Genomic DNA, 18133 nt, shown 5'->3' on the forward strand with positions numbered 1-18133 from the left:
TTTTACCGCGAATATCTACAACGCTTTGATCAAACCTGACACCGAATCAGCGTTAAGTTCGTCAAGTTTGACACATACGCCTTGCAGCTGCTGCGCCAATTCACGAGCCAACCCCAATGTCACACGACCACCAGACTCACAATCAACTACTACGCTGCCGGTAAGCCCTCGACGTGCGATCCCTTGAGCTGCCGTACGTACCCCTGCCAGCCCCGATCCGCCGGTTGCGCGTCCATCAGATAACACAACAAGTAGAGCACGCCGATTCGGCTCCTTAATAAATTCTCTCTTGATAACCGAATGTGCCATGTTGAGACCTTCTCCCAGAGGAGTACGACCCCCCGTGGTCACATTCGAAAGCCTCCGATACGCTACATCGATCGAACCCGTAGGTGGAAGTACCAGTTCCGGCACTGCACCCCGCACGCTAATAACAGCTACCTTGTCACGCCTTTGATACGCATCACGCAACATCGACAGAACAGCACCTGTGACCGATGCCAAGCGATCTTGTCCAGCCATGGAGCCAGAGGCATCGACCACAAATACTATGAGGTTAGATTCCATACCTCTGCGTAACGATCCTCGAAGATCTTCGGGGCGAAAATCAATCATCGAACTGCGGATACGAGCACCACGTTCAGCAGCCGCAAATATTGATCCCACGATGTTTATTCCATGCCCGCCACGCACTGCACGCACTGTAGAACCGTTGGCTGAATATGCTTGCGAGCGACGCCCCGCGGCGCCTTCGTTACCTATTCCACTACGCCGAAGAACCTTAGGAACGAAAGGGGGCGCCTTGAGTAGCGCTGCCCTCCTGCCCATCGGAATCAGGAGTCTGAGTTTCTTGATCCTCTAGACGATCTTCGTGATCAGATGTTTCGTTTTCTATTTGATCCTCATTTGCTGATTGTTCAGCAGGATCATTCATCTCTGGGTGCTGATCTCGCGCTTCGTCCATAACCTCATCAAGTTGGTCTTGATCAAGGCCGGGTTCATCAAACGGATCCCTACGACGTCGATGTGGCAGAGCCAGTTCTGCTGCTACCTTGATGTCCTCGTCTGTTACCAACGAGTCTCCGCGCCATGCAGCATGAGCAATAGCGGTACGAGCAATAACTAGATCAGCACGCATGCCATCAACGTCAAAAGAAGCACAAATATGGGCGATACGTGCCAAATTAGTATCACTAAGCATGACGTTATCGACACGATCTTGCGCGCTTTTGATTGCTTGCGATGTATTCTTGTCTAGAGCAAGCCAGCGTTGTGCGAAGTCAACAGGATCAGATTCAAAATCGAGTCGTCTGCGCATAATTTCTGCCCGAATCTGAATATCCTTCGATGCTGCCACATCAACGGAGAGTCCAAAACGATCGAGCAGCTGAGGCCGCAACTCACCTTCTTCTGGATTCATGGTTCCTACGAGCACAAATCGAGCAGGAGCCGTATGCGAAATACCATCACGTTCAACAGTCACACGCCCAGTCGCGGCCGCATCAAGCAGAGCATCGACGAGATGATCAGCCAACAAGTTGACCTCATCGACGTACAAAACACCCTCATGCGCTTGGGACAATAAGCCCGGCCGAAATTTGGCTTTTCCAGTCGTTAGAACAGTCTCCATGTCTAACGAGCCAACAACTCGATCTTCCGTTGCCCCGATAGGAAGATTAACCAGTGGAGCATCACCTAGCAACGCTGCAAATGCACGAACCGTCGTCGTTTTTGCGGTTCCCTTCTCACCGCGGATTACTACTCCACCAATTCGAGGTGAAATCGCCGTAAGAATTAACGCGAGCCGCAGTTGATCTTGGCCTACAACAGCAGAAAAAGGAAATAGCGGAGACTGCTTCGTTGACATTATCTAATCCTTTGAGGAGACGTGAGCTACCACGCAGCATGAAATAAACGCCGTAGCTCCACATGGTCGAACTTCCATTCAGTCTATCTTAATGAAAATGCCTCGCCGAAACGGGCACTTTCTATGTACCGAACGACGAGGCATTGAGATCTATTTTAATCCCATATACACCATTCAAAGGTGTACAAAGCAGCTTTACTTCTTATCAAGCTGCAAAGTCACTTGGGTATGATCCCAGATCTCGTTGAAGAGCTTCTGATCCGTTGCCAAACGGATACCGTATGAAGGAATCATGTCTTTAATCGTTGGACCCCATTCCACCATCTTCTGGCCGAAGCAGCGTTCGAGCAGCTCAAGCATGGCAGCTGGAGCGATAGATGCACCAGGAGAGGCGCCCAGGATTCCTGCTACGGAGCCATCAGCAGAGTTGATCAATGAAGTACCAAACGCAAGAGTGGAGAATCGAGGACCCACAACCGGCTGAATTGCCTGCACACGCTGACCAGCAGTGACCAGTTCCCAATCCTCATCCTTTGCATTAGGCATGTATTCACGCAGCGATTCCATGCGCGCAGCCTGATCCTTCATGACTTCCGTGATGAGATACTTGGTAAGGCCGAACTCTTGCGCACCAACACCCAAGTAGGACATCAAGTTGGTTGGACGAATCGACTTAAAGAGATCCAAATAGGAGCCCTTTTTCAAGAACTTCGGAGTCCAACCAGCATAAGGGCCAAACAGCAAACCCTTTTCACCGTCAATTACACGAGTGTCAAGGTGCGGAACCGACATAGGAGGCGCACCAATTGATGCCTTGCCATAAACCTTGGCAGCATGCTGTTCAATAATGTCAGGATTAGTGCATCGTAGCCACTGACCCGAAACTGGGAAGCCACCCCAACCACGGATTTCCACAATGCCCGTTTTCTGCAGCAATGGCAATGCCATGCCGCCAGCGCCAACAAACACAAAGTTAGCGCGAATAACTTGGGTGTCTCCGGTATGGATATTCTTGACCGTCACACGCCACTTAGCGCCATCACGCTTAATGTCTTTAACTTCGTGCCCGTAACGGATCTCGGTGCCATTTTTCTCTGCGGCTTTAAGGAATTGACGCGTCTGGGAACCATAGTTGATGTCCGTACCAGCGTCGGTCCATGAAATAGCAACTTTTTCAAACTCGCTACGACCATCAGCCATAAGCGGCAGCATTTCAGCGAACTTGGCACGATCATCCGTGTATTGCATGTTCGGGAACAGAGGGTGCGCAGCAAGTGCCTCGTAACGCTTCTTCAAATAAGCAACTTGGTCCTCGCCACGTCCGAAGGATACGTGTGGAACTGGGTTGATCCACTCACGGGGCGAAGGCAAAACGCCTTCGCTTACTTGGTAAGACCAGAACTGACGAGAAATTTGGAATTTTTCGTTGACGCCCAAAGCCTTGTCAATTTGTACCCGCCCCTTCACCTCAGGCGTGTAGTTCAGCTCGCATAGTGCCGAGTGGCCCGTGCCAGCGTTATTCCAAGGTGAAGAAGATTCTTGCGCGGGGGCATCCAAGCGCTCGAACATAACCTGGGTCCAGCCAGGTTCCAAGGTGCGAAGCATTGCACCCAACGTAGCGCTCATAATGCCGGCACCGATGAGCGCAACATCAACCTCGTCGGTGACTTGTTGCGCAGGGGTGGAGTCTGCCATTTTAAACTTCCTTGAGTATTGCCTTCGACGTATTTCCCAGTGTCCCATGAACCGAAGCCAGCCGATCACTCGGCAACCGCTGTAGGAATTCACACATTTTGTTTCACGTGCTCACCAACTACGGTTTGAAGCATCAACCAATACAAAATAGTTGACACATCCTTAAAAATTCAGTTCATCATCGGTTTAGTGTACGCCTGCAAAGCGTTCGTTTGGGCAATAACTCACCCATTTGCGGCTGGACCTGCATATCTATACAGGAGACCTCCCCCCTAAAGATAGGGTAAAACAAACTCATTGAGGCTAAACAATTCCGATTGATTCATCTCAGGCTCACTTACCTATGTACACCAAACAGACTAAATTTAGTGGGTATGACTGCTTCTGATTACCAATGGCAACCCGACATTTTGGGAAAAGGCTTTCAACAGCTTGTCATTCCTTTAGGTGCTGACCCCGTTAGCGAAGGCAACGAAGGCAACATATATGCCACTCTTGTGCGATACGCTCCCACTGACCTGCCAACGCCCACAGGCCAGCCTGCAGTCCTCTTTATCCACGGAATGACCGATTATTTTTTCCAGCGCCATGTAGCACAGTGGTTTCATAAGCACGGATTCGGTGTGTACGCGCTGGACCTTCGCAAGTGTGGTCGTTCCCATCGTAGGGATCAGTCGTGGCACTACATATCTGATATTTCCCGATATTTTGAAGAGTTAAACCGCGCTAAATCTATTATCGAAGAACTCCACCCAACGTTGTTTCCTATTGGTCACTCAACTGGTGGATTAATTATTGCCCACTGGCTAGATGACCTTCGCCAACGCGAGTCTTTATGCCCTACGACTCCCGGCGCGATACTCAACAGCCCGTGGCTGGATATGATGACTCCCGCAACTGTCACTAGAGCATTGCGACCGATCTTGGCTCGTGCCGCACAACGCTTTCCTCATGCTTCCTTTGGGCGTTCAAAAGAAGGTACCTATGGACGTTCCTTGCACACCAGCCGCAATGGGGAGTGGGACTATGACATAAGTTTTAAGCCTTTGACCGGTCATCTTCGCAAGCTCGGATGGTTACATGCCATAGATACCGCGCAGTCATTAGTGCACAATGATGCAGTTGATTGCGGCATACCACTTCTCATGTTGTGTTCCGATCATTCGTCATTGCGCGGTAAGTTTTCTCCGCGTGCACAAGTTACTGACACTGTATTAGACGTTGAGCAAATGAAACGATGGGCGCCCCATTTATCTGAATACGTTTCTGTTCGCACTATTCGTGGTGCTGTTCATGACGTATATCTCTCTCAGAAACCTGCACGATTGCAAGCGTTGGAGACGTCGGTAAGCTGGATGAACAGAATTCTTTCTGATCACACAATCTGATCTTTGCTTCAGCTTCGAAATATATTTTGATACTGATAGTTTGTATGTCATCGTGGCTCTGCTTCCGCCCCCCTGAAAGGACTCCTTTTTCCTCATGAATAATCAACAACCACGCCATTACGACCTGATCATTGTCGGCTCCGGTTCAGGTAATTCCATCCCCGGTCCCGAATTTGACGATAAATCCATTGCCATCGTGGAAAAAGGAAAATTTGGTGGCACTTGCCTCAACGTAGGGTGCATTCCGACCAAGATGTTTGTGTACGCTTCTGAAATCGCCGAGGTCATCGCCGATTCTGAGCGCTTCGGCATTTCAGCTTCCATTAACTCCGTGCAGTGGTCTGACATCGTAGAGCGCGTATTTGCACATCGTATTGATCCTATTGCAGCAAGCGGCGAAGATTATCGACGCGGGGACAAAACCCCCAATATCGACGTGTATGACCAACATGCGCGTTTTATTGCGCCTAAAACCTTGCAGATTGGCGATGGCGACAACGCCCCGACTATTTCTGGTGACACCATCGTGGTTGCCACTGGTTCGCGTCCTTTTATTCCTTCTTATATTGAAGAATCAAATGTCACCTATTACACCAATGAGACGATCATGCGGATGCCTGATTTGCCGCGTTCCATGGTTGTCTTGGGTGGTGGCTACATCGCTATGGAATTTGCCCATGTGTTCTCCGCACTAGGAGTAAACGTAACGGTGGTTAATCGTTCACCTCAGCTTCTTCGTGTACTCGATGCGGATATTTCTACTCGTTTTACTGAAATCACTAAGACCAAGATGGATTGTCGTCTGGGGCGCACAGTGTCCAGTGTGGATGAAGACTCCAATGGTGTCACTTTGACACTTGACGACGGCTCCACTGCAACCGGCGAAGTGCTTTTGGTCGCAACCGGTCGTATTCCTAATGGTGATCAGATGAACCTGGATTCAGCGGGAATCGAAATGGCTGGCAAGCGCATCAAGGTTGATGATTTTGGTCGCACAACCGCCGACGGTGTGTGGGCACTAGGTGATGTGTCTTCTCCTTACCAGCTCAAGCATGTTGCTAATGCTGAGATGCGTGCAGTAAAGCATAATTTGCTGCATCCTGAAGATCTCAAATCTATGCCGCATAACCATGTTCCTGCAGGTGTATTCACGCATCCTCAGATTGCAACCGTAGGCCTTACTGAGCAAGAAGCTCGTGACGCTGGATATTCCATCACGGTGAAGATTCAAAACTATGGTGACGTAGCCTATGGCTGGGCTATGGAGGATACCCAGCATTTTGCCAAACTCATTGCAGATAAGAAGACAGGACGGTTGCTCGGCGCGCACTTTATCGGCCCTCAAGCCTCCACTCTTATTCAGCAGCTTATTACTGTCATGGCCTTCGATTTAGATGTGCGAGAGGTAGCAACAAAACAGTACTGGATCCATCCGGCACTGCCCGAGCTAACTGAGAACGCACTGCTCGGACTCGATTTCTCCTAATCTCATAAAATGAGGGGCTGTAGGACAACTTTTGTCCTACAGCCCCTCATTTTATGAGATTAGGTAAGCGATGCAATGAGCTGATCAAGATCCCAATGTTGTTCGATAGCATCGGCTATCACGTCAAGCTGCTTATTACGTTCCTTTTCAAAAGAAGTTGATGGAGCAACTACAAAGCCTGGGCGTTGTGCGAGTTTTGACACAGTGACAAGGAAATCACGCCGTGCATCGTCATCTTCCAAATAGCCATGGCGATGAGTGCCAAAGCTGCTATGAGTTCGCGCACCTTCGCTACCGATCCATGGCTGTTCGGTGCTTCGTTCAACACGCCCATGGTGGACTTCATATCCACCATTTTCGTGACGGATCAGTGTCTTTTCAGGGTGGAACTTAATATCAGCGTCAAAAATCCCCAGACCTTCCACGGGCGTGGTACTTCCAGATTCCACTGGATCGTCAATGCGTGAACACATCATTTGAAAGCCACCACAAATACCCAAAGTTGGTCGCTGTGACCGTGCGCGTTCCAATACTGCGTCAGCGATGCCTGTAGAACGTAACCATGCTAAATCACTAAGGGTTGACTTAGATCCAGGGATGACTACTAGATCGGCTTCTGCGACCGAATCCGGATCAACTGTCCACGTTACGGTAACTCCAGGCTCACAAGCTAGAGCCTCAACATCTGTAGCGTTAGACACTCGAGGTAGCCGAATTGCAGCAACGCGCAATCGCTGTGTACCCAGTGGTGCAGCTGCAGGGCCAACAGTCACACCGATCGTGGACTGTAAAGAATCCTCAGCATCAATCCACAAACCATGGATAAACGGAAGTATGGCCACCGTAGGAACACCAAGACGATCTTCTAGGCTTTTAAGGCCAGGTTCAAGGATCGACTCATCGCCGCGGAATTTATTAACTACAAACCCCTGAATGCGAGCACGGTCTGCATCATCAACGATTTGATGTGTCCCATAAAAGTGCGCCAATACCCCGCCACGATCAATATCACCCACGATATATACAGGCAGATCGCATTCCTCTGCCAGCCCAAAATTAGCTACATCTGTCGCCCTCAGGTTAGTTTCAGCAGGAGAACCTGCACCTTCGCACACGACGACGTCGAAACACTCGCGAAGCGAGTTAAGCGAATCTGCAGCAATTTTTCGAAGCTCAGTGCGGTGTTCGATATAGCTTCGAGCGGATACATTGCCCGTGGCAATACCCCGAACGACGAGTTGCGATGTTCGATCGGATCCTGGTTTGAGCAAAATCGGGTTGAAATCCACACTAGGAACAAGGCCACACGCATATGCTTGCAGCGCTTGAGCCCTGCCGATCTCCCCTCCGTCAGGAGTAACAGCCGAATTATTCGACATGTTTTGGGCTTTAAAGGGGGCGACACGCAAACCTCTCCTCGTCAACGCACGACATAGCCCTGCAACAACGACAGATTTACCAGCATCAGATGTACATCCGGCGACGAGGAACGATTTCATAGTGTGACTACTCCCCCTTATTTAGGCAGAAAAACAATCGGCATGATTACGCACAACTGAAATTAGAATATTTTAACGTCGTCATCTGGGATGCTAAGAATTTCGTTTCCATCGTCAGTAATAACCAACGTGTGCTCGAACTGGGCAGTGAACTTAAAGTCTGTATTTTGCACCGTCCAACCGTCTTCCCAAATACGGTAGTCCAACCCACCAAGATTGATCATCGGCTCGATCGTCAGCGTCATGCCTGGTTCTAAGACGTCACGATATGCGTCGGAGTCGTAGTGCAAAACCACTAGCCCATTGTGGAACGTGGTGCCAATGCCATGGCCCGTGAAGTCTGTAACCACCGAGTATCCAAAGCGCTTTGCATACGACTCGATGACACGACCAATGACGTTAATCTCACGACCAGGTTTTGCCGCTCGAATTCCACGCATCGTCGCTTCGTAGGTACGCTCCACGAGCAATCGGTGTTCTTCGGAGACATTACCCGCCAAAAACGTCGCGTTAGTATCTCCATGCACACCATTTTTGTATGCAGTGATGTCGATGTTCACAATGTCGCCATCTTGGATCACCGTAGTATCTGGAATTCCATGACAAACAATCTCGTTCAAACTAACGCACGACGATTTTGTGAATCCTCGATATCCCAAGCATGAAGGATATGCACCGTGATCACACATGTATTCGTGGGCAATCCGGTCGATCTCATCAGTAGTCACTCCAGGAGCTACCGCAGCACCAGCAACGTGCAAAGCATTTGCCGCGATCTTTGAGGCCTCGCGCATAGCCTCGATTGTTTCCGGAGTCTGGATGAAAGGCTCTCCAATAGCCTCCTGAACTTCATCTTTCCAAACGTATTCAGGTCGATCAATGTATGCCGGAACCTCACGGATCGGGGTGGGATGTCCAGGTTTTAAAGGTTCTCGAGTTATAGCCATAAAGCTATGCTAACCCTAATAAGGCTCCGCCGGTACCAACGGGGTACTACTCCGATGCTGCTCTACCCGCGTTGAGATCATCAAGCGTAGTGAAAAAGTTATCCACTACTGCAACTGAGGCTTCCGAACCACCACCTAAGACCACCAAGCTGGCAAACGCGATGTCATCCCTATAGCCGGTAAACCATGCGTGGGAACCCCCATTGATTTCAGCCTCACCAGTCTTACCAAAAATCTTGCCACCGGCACGCATACCTGCTGCAGTGCCACCCGGCGCGGTCACAGCCCCCATAAGACGTCGTAGTTGCTCAACGGTTTCTGGTTTGAGGCCATCTGCCGTTCCAGAAACCTTTGTTGTGGTTCCAGAAACAAGCGTTGGTGTTGGGGTCTTTCCTGCCGCTGCGGTTGCCGATACTAAAGCCATTCCGAATGGGCTAACGAGCACTTCGCCCTGGCCGTAACCAGCTTCCGTTCTTGCAAGTTCAGTATCTCCTTGGGGGATCGAACCGGTGAGGGTGTTGAGACCTGGAATGTCGTAATCTATTCCCACCCCAAAAGCGCGACCAATTTCTTCGAGCTGCCCTTTGTTAAGTTGCTCTGAAATATTGGCAAAAGTGGTGTTGCAAGAGCGTGCGAATGCTTTTTCTAGCGGAACGTTTCCTAGGGAGAAGCCGTTGTAATTGGTTACTGTTCGGCCATAAATGTTCATTGTCCCAGGGCATGGCACGATGGAATCCGCATTTAGCCCCTGATCTTGGATCCCAGCAGATGCTGTCACAATCTTAAAAGTAGATCCTGGCGGATACTGTCCGTTGAGTGCTAGGTCGCCTTGTTTGTCTGCAAGATCTGACTGTGCGATTGCTAGAATCTCTCCCGTTGAGGGCCGAATTGCTACCAACATGGATTGTTTGTCTTTGTGAAGGTTAACAGCACGCTCCGCAGCAACTTGCACGTTGTGGTTCAAGCTGATGCGAATTGCTGGTGCGACCTGAGGAGCATGCCTTTCAATGGTTTGCATGGAGGCGCCGTCTTGTGTGACTGCGTCGACGCTCCAACCATTTGCTCCTGACAATTGATCGTTCACTAACGACGACACCCTCCGAATGACATCAGGCGCGAAGTTGGGGTCTTTGTTGACCATCGCAGCTTCTTTATTAAGTCGGATTCCCGAAACTCCTGCTAGCGCCTGTTTCATACTGTCGCCTGCACGCTCGCTGATCACGGCAAGCGAATATGAACCACGATTGGTTTCTAATGCCTGTTGGATGTCGCTGGCTGATAGCTCTGGAACCGTCTCGTCGGCTGCACGAGCAGCGTGGAGGTGCGTTGCAACAGTTTGTGCCGTAGCAGCTTTGTCGACGATGTGTTGAGTATCGGCGATCAAACGATATTGGACGCCTGGTACGAGAACCTCTGCCCCATCGGAAGAGACAACACTTGCACGTTCAGCATTAATGGCACGTAGTTCGAGGTGCTGATTCGCCGCCAATTTGGGGTGCACTGCTGCAGGCTGCCACCGAATTGTCCACTGATCGTTAATTCGGTTTAGTGTCATAGAGGTGTCATAGGACAATGTACGGTCTTTAGGCAGTTTCCATGTCAGCGTGTATTTCGCTGTCGCTACGGTGTCTTTTGTGTCGACCCTATTAAGGGACACGTCAAGTCCTTCTGCTTGCAATCCTTCCCACGATCGTGAGAGCAATTCACGGGCTGATACGTCTTGGTCTGTAAGCTGCGCTGCAGCATCAAAATCTTGCGCTGCTACGCTATGAAAGAATTCTTCCGCCACAGGTTGTGCCGATTTTGGCTTCGGTGTACATGCCGTCATACTGCTTCCTACAAGGCACACAGCCAAGGTGATTCCAGTTGCACGGCGAGCCAATCGAGCAGAGACGATGTCCATGGTGACAAGGCTAACACTGACGTGGCGTCACTCGATTACGCAACGCCCGAGCTCAAATAAGAAAGGGTGCACGAAATTATTCCAATGCACCCTTTTAGCCTCGGAGAGGCCTATTACTATCGAGTAATTTTTACCTGAGGTCCTGTACCTTCCTCAATTTCAAGGCCTTCTGCTTCTGCCAATCGAACGGCTTCTTCGATCAGAGTCTCTACAATTTGAGATTCCGGAACCGTCTTAATGACTTCGCCACGGACAAAGATTTGTCCCTTGCCGTTGCCGGAAGCAACGCCCAAATCAGCATCGCGCGCTTCGCCAGGGCCGTTAACTACGCATCCCATCACTGCTACGCGCAACGGAATACTCATACCGTCTAAAGCGGCTGTCACCTCTTCTGCTAACGAATAAACATCGACCTGTGCTCGACCACACGACGGGCACGAAACGATTTCAAGGCCTCGTTTACGAAGGTTAAGAGACTGAAGGATCTGGTCGCCTACTTTGATCTCTTCTACTGGATCAGCAGAAAGAGAAACACGGATAGTATCGCCAATACCTTGCGAGAGTAATGAGCCAAAAGCCACTGACGATTTAATCGTTCCTTGGAATGCAGGTCCAGCCTCAGTAACACCTAGGTGCAGTGGATAATCGCTTTGGGCTGCTAGCTGACGATACGCCTCGACCATGACCACTGGATCATTGTGCTTCACGGAAATCGCAATATCGCCGAAACTGCAGTCCTCAAACAAACCGGCTTCCCATAGTGCAGATTCCACCAATGCTTCCGGAGTGGCCTTGCCGTACTTTTCCATGATGCGTTTATCCAAAGATCCAGCGTTGACACCAATGCGGATCGGGATTCCCGCGTCTCCTGCGGCCTTTGCTACTTCCTTAACGCGACCGTCGAACTCTTTGATATTACCGGGGTTCACACGAACCGCAGCGCAACCTGCATCAATAGCAGCAAAGATATATTTAGGTTGGAAGTGAATGTCTGCAATTACCGGAATAGGCGATTTTTTAGCAATAGCAGGCAATGCCTCAGCATCAACAGTCTTAGGGCAAGCAACACGGACAATGTCACACCCCGAGGCCGTCAACTGAGCAATTTGCTGCAAAGTAGCGTTAACATCGTGCGTTTTGGTGGTTGTCATCGACTGAACAGATACTGGGTAGTCCGAGCCAACACCAACATTTCCCACCATGAGCTGGCGGGTCTTACGACGTGGGGCGAGGACGGGCAACGGTGCATCAGGCAATCCGAGTCCGATGGGCTGACCGGTAGGGGTGGACACTAAACATGCTCCTTGATACAGAAATGAACAATCGTTACCTAGGTGTAAGACAGATGATGAAAATTCTACCACCGCAGTGGCGCAGCTTTCGCCACCACCTCTTAGCTATCCCAAAAGCCGGATGGGATTAACAACGTCCGCCACGATCACTAACGCGCCAACGGCAAGAAGAAGTCCCGCAACCGCGAAGGTCAGTGGCATGAGTTTTGTGTAGTCCGCTGGACCTGCTGGTTTCAAACCACGACGCTTACGCAGGGCGTCGCGAAGCTTTTCATAAATAACAACGGCAATATGTCCACCATCAAGAGGTGGGAGCGGAATCAGGTTAAACAACGCTAGGAAGAAGTTCAGGCTAGCGAGCATCATAAAAAATGAGGACCAATAAGAATGCTGAACCAGTTCTCCCCCAACTCGCGATGCGCCAACAACACTCATTGGGCTGTTGTGATCGCGCTCGCCACCCACAATCGCTGCAGCAACACCAGGTAGCTTTGCAGGAAATTGTGCAAGTCCCTCAACAGTCGCACCCACCATATGCACTGAAAATAGCGCAGCACCTGGTACAGCAGTCAACGGATTGTACTGAATCACGGTGTTTTTCAACGGTGCGCTGCTCACGCCAACGGCACCCGCTACCAAATCATCACCATTCGTCGACAAGCGGTGAACTTCTTGGACACGAACAACAACATCACGACGCACCCCATCGCGATCGATGGTGAAAGTTAGATCTTGGTTCGGTTTATCAAACACATAGGATCGAACAGCTGTGAAACTATCAACATTCTTGTGATCGATCGCCACGATGACGTCGCCTGGTTGAATTCCCGCGCGTGCTGCAGGTCCTTGCCCTTCACAAGAGGAAAGCGTGGTCGCATCGAGCTGTTTACTCGGCACACAGGAAACTTCACCCACTACTGGTGTTGTATCCACCTTCAAATTAGGTAATCCCACAACACAAGCCACACAATACAGCGTGACAAAGCCAACCAAAATGTTCATCAAGATGCCGCCGAGAAGCACAATGATGCGCTGCCACCAAGGCTTATGCATCATCGCGTGGGGAGCTTCTTCGGCTGTTACCTGATCCTGGTTTGTCATTCCGGCAATATCGCAAAAACCACCAAGTGGAAACGCTTTGAAACCGTATTCAGTATTCCCACGCCGACACGAAGCGACTGTAGGGCCAAACCCAATAAAAAATCGACGAACTCGCATCCCAAATGCACGAGCAGCCATAAAATGGCCCCATTCATGCAGAGCAATGGTGATGGCGATGCCGGTCGCAAATAAAACAACGCCAAGTAAATATGAGGCCACGGGTGCACAAACTCCTTGCAGGGTACCTACAACAACGCAACTAATCAGCGAGAAAGCTTATCGACGAGCGCATCTGCTCGCCTACGCGCCTCACTTTCGTGCGCAATAATTTCTTCGACCGATGAGGCTACACCAGCAAACTGTGAAGATCCTGCCACGACTTCACCGACAATATCGACAATCTGTGGGAACTTAATTCGCCCGCTAAGAAACGCAGCGGCTGCCTGCTCGTTTGCCGCGTTATACACTGCTGGATACGTTCCCTGTTTCAAGGCCACCTCGCGCGCTAGCTCTACCGCAGGGAATGCCTCATTATCTACAGGCATGAAATCCCACGTACTTGCTTGAGAAAAATCCAAGGCTGGTTGCGCTTCTGGAACTCTGTGAGGCCATGCCAAGGCATGAGAAATTGGCAGCAACATGGACGGCGGAGACGCTTGAGCAAGCGTTGCACCATCACAAAACGTCACCATCGAGTGAACAATCGACTGCGGATGAACAGAAACCTCAATACGATCAGCTGGGATGTCAAAGAGCAAAGTTGCCTCAATTAGCTCCAACCCTTTATTTATCAAAGTAGCCGAATTCAATGTATTCATCTGCCCCATCGACCACGTGGGATGTGCCGCAGCTTGCCTAGGAGTAACATCCCACATCTTTTCTCGCGTCCAACCGCGAAATGGTCCACCAGAAGCAGTCAGAACCAATTTCGATACTTCCACTGATGCCCCTGATCTTAAACACTGCGCCATCGCAGAATGTTCAGAATCCACAGGCACAATCTGTCCTGGAGCTGCCTGAGAAGTGACAAACGTACCACCGGCAACCAATGATTCTTTATTAGCTAAGGCCAGCACTTCACCTAGCTGAATCGTAGCCAAGGTGGCCCGCAGCCCCATGGAACCCACAAGTCCGTTGAGCACGGTATCCGCAGGCACCGACTCAACGAGATCAGTGGCTGCATCACTTCCGCTTAAAACTGCTCCCCCGAGCGCCTGACTAACTTGAGCTGCCGACTCCTCATCGGCCACAGCAACATGGTCTGCTGCCAAACCAAGCATCTGGGCTTGCTGGATAATTAAGCGCGGATCTCTACCACCCGCGGCAATACCTACCACCTCAAATTGGTCTTGGCGTGAAGCTATAACCTCAAGCGCCTGAGTGCCGATGGAACCAGTGCTGCCCAGAATCAAGATTTTCTTTCTCACCTAACCCATTATGTCCTATGAAACAACCTGCGGGATTCTCAGCGCGTTTGTTCGCGACTCGGACTATAGATTCCCCCCTTATGGGCACCATCTTTAGGATGAATGAAAGGAGGAAAATGTTGAATTCACCTTGATTTACAACGCAGTATCTACTTATTTGTCAAACAAATATGCATAATTACACAGTTCAAATCGCTTTGAAACACGGAATGTGTCACAATAAGAACCGAATCTGACGTGCATTTACTTTGCATCACACACCATTGCTTGCGAAATAACTCAGTGCAACCAGAGTGTGCGGTCGGCAAAGTTATAGATAAGGAGAACAACGTGGCTGGTTCCCACGAAATCGCCCCCGAGATCCACAACGGCGTATCCACTTTGGACGAGCCTTCAGCAGCATGGGGCTGGCACAGCATTGGTACCCGTGCCATCCAGCTTTCCGGATGGGGATCAGTGATATTCCTTCTCGCCTACAACTTTGGTAACCACAAGGGCCACGTGGAGACAATCTTCCTCTTCGTTTTCGCCGCAGTGATCGCCTTGGGTTTGATCCTTCAGATCGTAAAGCCACAGGGCAAGCAGGTACGTACTTTGACTGCACACAACCAGCCAGTGGGTTTCAAAGAAAAGGACTGGAACTACCTCCAGGCAACCTGCACTGGTCCATATGCAGAGCTGAGCGACTCAGAGCTTCGCGCATTGAACATCGAGCCAGAGCGTGTTCGTCACCTCCGCACTCTCCCAGAGGCTTAAAGCGAATTACTCAAAAAGCTTCCACATCTACTAACCAGATGCGGAAGCTTTTTTATACCCCTAAGTGTTTCTAAGAGCTAACGCTCTTCTGCGGCAAGCTGACCACACGCCGCTGCAATTTCTTGTCCACGAGTATCGCGCACAGTACACGTTACTCCTTGAGCAATAACGCGTCGGACAAATTCCTTTTGACGATCAATGGGCGAAGCATCCCACTTCGACCCAGGCGTAGGATTAAGCGGAATAAGATTCACATGCACCAATGGCCCAAGGGCTTTATGTAATTTCTTACCCAACATATCAGCACGCCAGCCTTGATCGTTGACGTCGCGAATCAATGCATATTCAATCGAGACGCGTCGTCCAGACCGATCAGCATAATAACTCGCCGCATCTAGAACCTCAGCAACATCCCAGCGGTTGTTCGTGGGAACCAAGGTATTACGCAGCTCGTCGTCTGGCGTATGCAGCGATACTGCCAAAGTGACCGAAAGATCCTCATCCGCAAGCTTTCGAATAGCAGGAGCCAAACCCACTGTAGATACCGTGACATTTCGTTGGGAAATGCCAAATCCCTCCGGCACCGGTGCTGTAATTTGTCGAACAGCTGAAACGACGCGCTTGTAGTTAGCAAGAGGCTCCCCCATTCCCATGAAGACAATGTTGGACAATCGCCCACCTTCAGTCTGCATTGTCGCTGACGCAGCACGAACCTGATCAACGATTTCACCCGTAGACAAATTACGATCAAGTCCCCCTTGGCCCGTAGCACAAAACGGACAAGCCATGCCGCAACCGGCTTGGGAAGAAATACACAACGTTGCACGGTTAGGATAACGCATCAGCACTGACTCTAAGAGAGTTCCATCATGGAGTTTCCACAAAGTTTTTTGTGTTTCTCCATCATCTGCTTGAACAGCACGTACTGGTTGCATCAACTGCGGAAACAGCGCGTCTTTTACTTTTTCTCTAGCTGCCGCAGGCAAATCTGTCATAGTACTAGGATCAGCTTCAAGGCGACCATAATAATGCCGAGCAATCTGATTAGCACGGAATTTTGGCAGACCCAGCTCTTTGAGAGCATCGATACGCTCGTCAGCAGAAAGATCAGCAAAGTGCTTCGGGGGCATAGACCGCCGAGGCTTATCAAAATTTAGCGGAATGGGCTTCGTTGGATTCGTCATATTGCTACCATCATGACACGTTACGCACGATAATTGTGAACTGACCACTTATTTTTGGAGTTTTCCCATTCATAAAATGCCATGCTTTGATGTCTATGTGCTCAGATCGTTATCAGTTTGAGCTTGGAATAAGCTCGATCTTCGCGTTCAATGGTGAGTATGCCTGATACCACGAACAATTATGAAAGCGGCTCAGAGGCTTTCGACACCCCTCACGATCATCTGCCTGATGTGACTCAATCTGAGTACTCAGTACCGGCTGAAATCCCTCAGACAGCAAAGCCCGAAGTAAAAAGTTCATTCGCAGGCGGTACGTGGTTCGCACTTATCGTAGGCGCATTGTTACTTATCATATTGTTGATTTTCATTCTACAAAACCAACAAGCCGTAGAACTGAACTTCTTTACCCTTCAATTCACTGTGCCGGCCGGTGTAGGCTTTCTTCTCGCTGCAATCTTTGGAGCGCTCATCATGGCAATGGTAGGTATGGTACGAATGTTCCAGCTACGTCGACAAATTAAAAACCTACAGCGTTCGGTTTAACCAACTCAGATAAAAGGGGGACCGGCCTCCTATAGGAGGCCGGTCCCCCTTTTATCGTCTATACCGAAGAAATCACACTAAGGACTAACCATGTCACCATTGCCGATGGCAACATACCATCAAGCCGATCCATCAGACCACCATGCCCAGGCAAAATAGCAGACATGTCCTTGACCCCAAGCTCCCTCTTAAACTGGGACTCGACAAGATCTCCCAGTGTCGCGCAGATTACGAGTCCGAATCCGAGAATCAATCCCCACCACCACTGATGCCCTAATAAATAGGACACGGTGAGTGCTCCAACAGTCATCCCAAAGACTACAGAACCGATAAAGCCCTCCCACGATTTCTTTGGGCTTACGGCAGGTGCCATGGGGTGCGAGCCAAACATCACGCCTGCAATGTAACCACCCACGTCAGAGGCGATAACGCACAACATGAACGTGACGATAAAGTACTTTCCTGGCGCTGTTTCTGTTTCAAACAGCGAAAGCATTGCAGCAAAACTACCAAAAAGCGGGATCCACGTTAAAACAAAAATCGCAACAGCGGTATCTCTCAGATAGTTTTTCGGTGGCATAGAGCGACCATGATGGAAAAGCCGACCAAACATCGTAGCGAGTACAACGCCGACAAAACCAGCGACTAATCCCTTCGGACCGAATGGCCAACTAAGCCACAACATGACTTGTCCACCAATAAGCATGACCCATCGTTGCAAAAGGTAGCCAGCTTCTATTAAACGGCGCTCTACTTCCCAAGTCGCCACCGCGATTGCGATAGCTACCAATGGATACCATCCAAAAGGGATAACAAAGATAGCGAGCAACACGAGGGCACCCAAACTGATTCCAACGCTGATCGCTGCTTTCAGGTTTCGACCAGCCGAATTCTTCGGTTTAGGCAAGTGCTCAAAAGCCGTTGATGAATGAGGCATCGGTCGGCGCTCTCCTTGGTGTTTAAAAGCGGGAAAAGGGGCAGATCCTGCCTACGCAGCGTCTGCCCCAAAACCCAACGGATGAAGTGTGTTTCGTTGTTGCTCAGC

The 18133-nt window shown here is 50.1% G+C and carries 15 protein-coding genes; 4 read left to right on the forward strand and 11 right to left on the reverse strand.

Features of this window, described 5'->3' with window-relative positions:
* Positions 1-15 precede the first annotated feature (15 nt).
* The 3 genes from CIP100161_RS07580 to mqo form a co-directional block, all read right to left on the reverse strand.
* Complete coding sequence (locus CIP100161_RS07580; RefSeq protein ID WP_155873287.1) at positions 16-828, reverse strand: vWA domain-containing protein; 813 nt, start codon at positions 826-828, stop codon at positions 16-18.
* Positions 782-1867 carry an ATP-binding protein gene (locus tag CIP100161_RS07585; RefSeq protein WP_155873289.1) on the reverse strand — a complete coding sequence of 362 codons (1086 nt, stop codon included), beginning with the start codon at positions 1865-1867 and terminating at the stop codon, positions 782-784. Before CIP100161_RS07585 ends, CIP100161_RS07580 begins: the two co-directional genes overlap by 47 nt.
* A gap of 195 nt (positions 1868-2062) precedes the next feature.
* A complete protein-coding gene (gene mqo, locus CIP100161_RS07590) occupies positions 2063-3562 on the reverse strand; it encodes a malate dehydrogenase (quinone) (RefSeq protein ID WP_155873290.1) in 1500 nt (499 codons plus the stop codon).
* Between the two features lie 374 nt (positions 3563-3936).
* On the opposite strand from mqo, the gene CIP100161_RS07595 reads away from it, so the two are divergent.
* Together CIP100161_RS07595 and mtr are read left to right on the forward strand one after the other, a co-directional pair.
* Positions 3937-4950 carry an alpha/beta hydrolase gene (locus CIP100161_RS07595; RefSeq protein WP_155873292.1) on the forward strand — a complete coding sequence of 338 codons (1014 nt, stop codon included), beginning with the start codon at positions 3937-3939 and terminating at the stop codon, positions 4948-4950.
* Positions 4951-5044: 94 nt separating this feature from the next.
* Positions 5045-6436 (forward strand): mycothione reductase, encoded by a 1392-nt coding sequence (mtr, locus tag CIP100161_RS07600; RefSeq protein ID WP_155873294.1) that lies wholly within the window; start codon positions 5045-5047, stop codon positions 6434-6436.
* 59 nt (positions 6437-6495) lie between these two features.
* Here the strand turns inward: mtr and CIP100161_RS07605 are convergent, their stop codons facing one another.
* The 6 genes from CIP100161_RS07605 to dxr form a co-directional block, all read right to left on the reverse strand.
* Positions 6496-7935, reverse strand: a complete 1440-nt coding sequence (locus tag CIP100161_RS07605) for a cobyric acid synthase (protein WP_155873296.1) — start codon at positions 7933-7935, stop codon at positions 6496-6498.
* Positions 7936-7997: 62 nt separating this feature from the next.
* Positions 7998-8882 (reverse strand): type I methionyl aminopeptidase, encoded by an 885-nt coding sequence (gene map, locus CIP100161_RS07610; protein WP_155873298.1) that lies wholly within the window; start codon positions 8880-8882, stop codon positions 7998-8000.
* Between the two features lie 46 nt (positions 8883-8928).
* Positions 8929-10785: a penicillin-binding transpeptidase domain-containing protein gene (locus tag CIP100161_RS07615; protein ID WP_155873300.1), complete on the reverse strand. Its 1857-nt coding sequence runs from the start codon at positions 10783-10785 to the stop codon at positions 8929-8931.
* A 116-nt stretch (positions 10786-10901) separates the two neighbouring features.
* Positions 10902-12077, reverse strand: a complete 1176-nt coding sequence (ispG, locus tag CIP100161_RS07620; protein WP_155873302.1) for a flavodoxin-dependent (E)-4-hydroxy-3-methylbut-2-enyl-diphosphate synthase — start codon at positions 12075-12077, stop codon at positions 10902-10904.
* A gap of 105 nt (positions 12078-12182) precedes the next feature.
* Complete coding sequence (locus CIP100161_RS07625) at positions 12183-13397, reverse strand: M50 family metallopeptidase (protein WP_155873304.1); 1215 nt, start codon at positions 13395-13397, stop codon at positions 12183-12185.
* A gap of 44 nt (positions 13398-13441) precedes the next feature.
* Positions 13442-14605, reverse strand: coding sequence for a 1-deoxy-D-xylulose-5-phosphate reductoisomerase (gene dxr, locus CIP100161_RS07630; RefSeq protein ID WP_155873306.1), 1164 nt, complete (start codon positions 14603-14605; stop codon positions 13442-13444).
* Positions 14606-14935: 330 nt separating this feature from the next.
* Here dxr and CIP100161_RS07635 point away from each other — a divergent pair, with 330 nt between their 5' ends.
* Positions 14936-15361, forward strand: coding sequence for a DUF2631 domain-containing protein (locus tag CIP100161_RS07635; protein ID WP_166443159.1), 426 nt, complete (start codon positions 14936-14938; stop codon positions 15359-15361).
* Between the two features lie 77 nt (positions 15362-15438).
* On the opposite strand, the gene rlmN is transcribed toward CIP100161_RS07635, so the two are convergent.
* Positions 15439-16545: a 23S rRNA (adenine(2503)-C(2))-methyltransferase RlmN gene (gene rlmN / locus CIP100161_RS07640; protein ID WP_155873310.1), complete on the reverse strand. Its 1107-nt coding sequence runs from the start codon at positions 16543-16545 to the stop codon at positions 15439-15441.
* 150 nt (positions 16546-16695) lie between these two features.
* Here rlmN and CIP100161_RS07645 point away from each other — a divergent pair, with 150 nt between their 5' ends.
* Positions 16696-17088, forward strand: coding sequence for a LapA family protein (locus CIP100161_RS07645; RefSeq protein WP_155873312.1), 393 nt, complete (start codon positions 16696-16698; stop codon positions 17086-17088).
* A gap of 58 nt (positions 17089-17146) precedes the next feature.
* Here the strand turns inward: CIP100161_RS07645 and CIP100161_RS07650 are convergent, their stop codons facing one another.
* On the reverse strand, positions 17147-18025 hold the full coding sequence (locus CIP100161_RS07650; protein WP_155873314.1) for a phosphatidate cytidylyltransferase: 879 nt from the start codon (positions 18023-18025) through the stop codon (positions 17147-17149).
* Positions 18026-18133: the final 108 nt, after the last annotated feature.

Origin of the sequence: Corynebacterium rouxii, assembly GCF_902702935.1 — a bacterium.
Classification (GTDB): domain Bacteria; phylum Actinomycetota; class Actinomycetes; order Mycobacteriales; family Mycobacteriaceae; genus Corynebacterium; species Corynebacterium rouxii.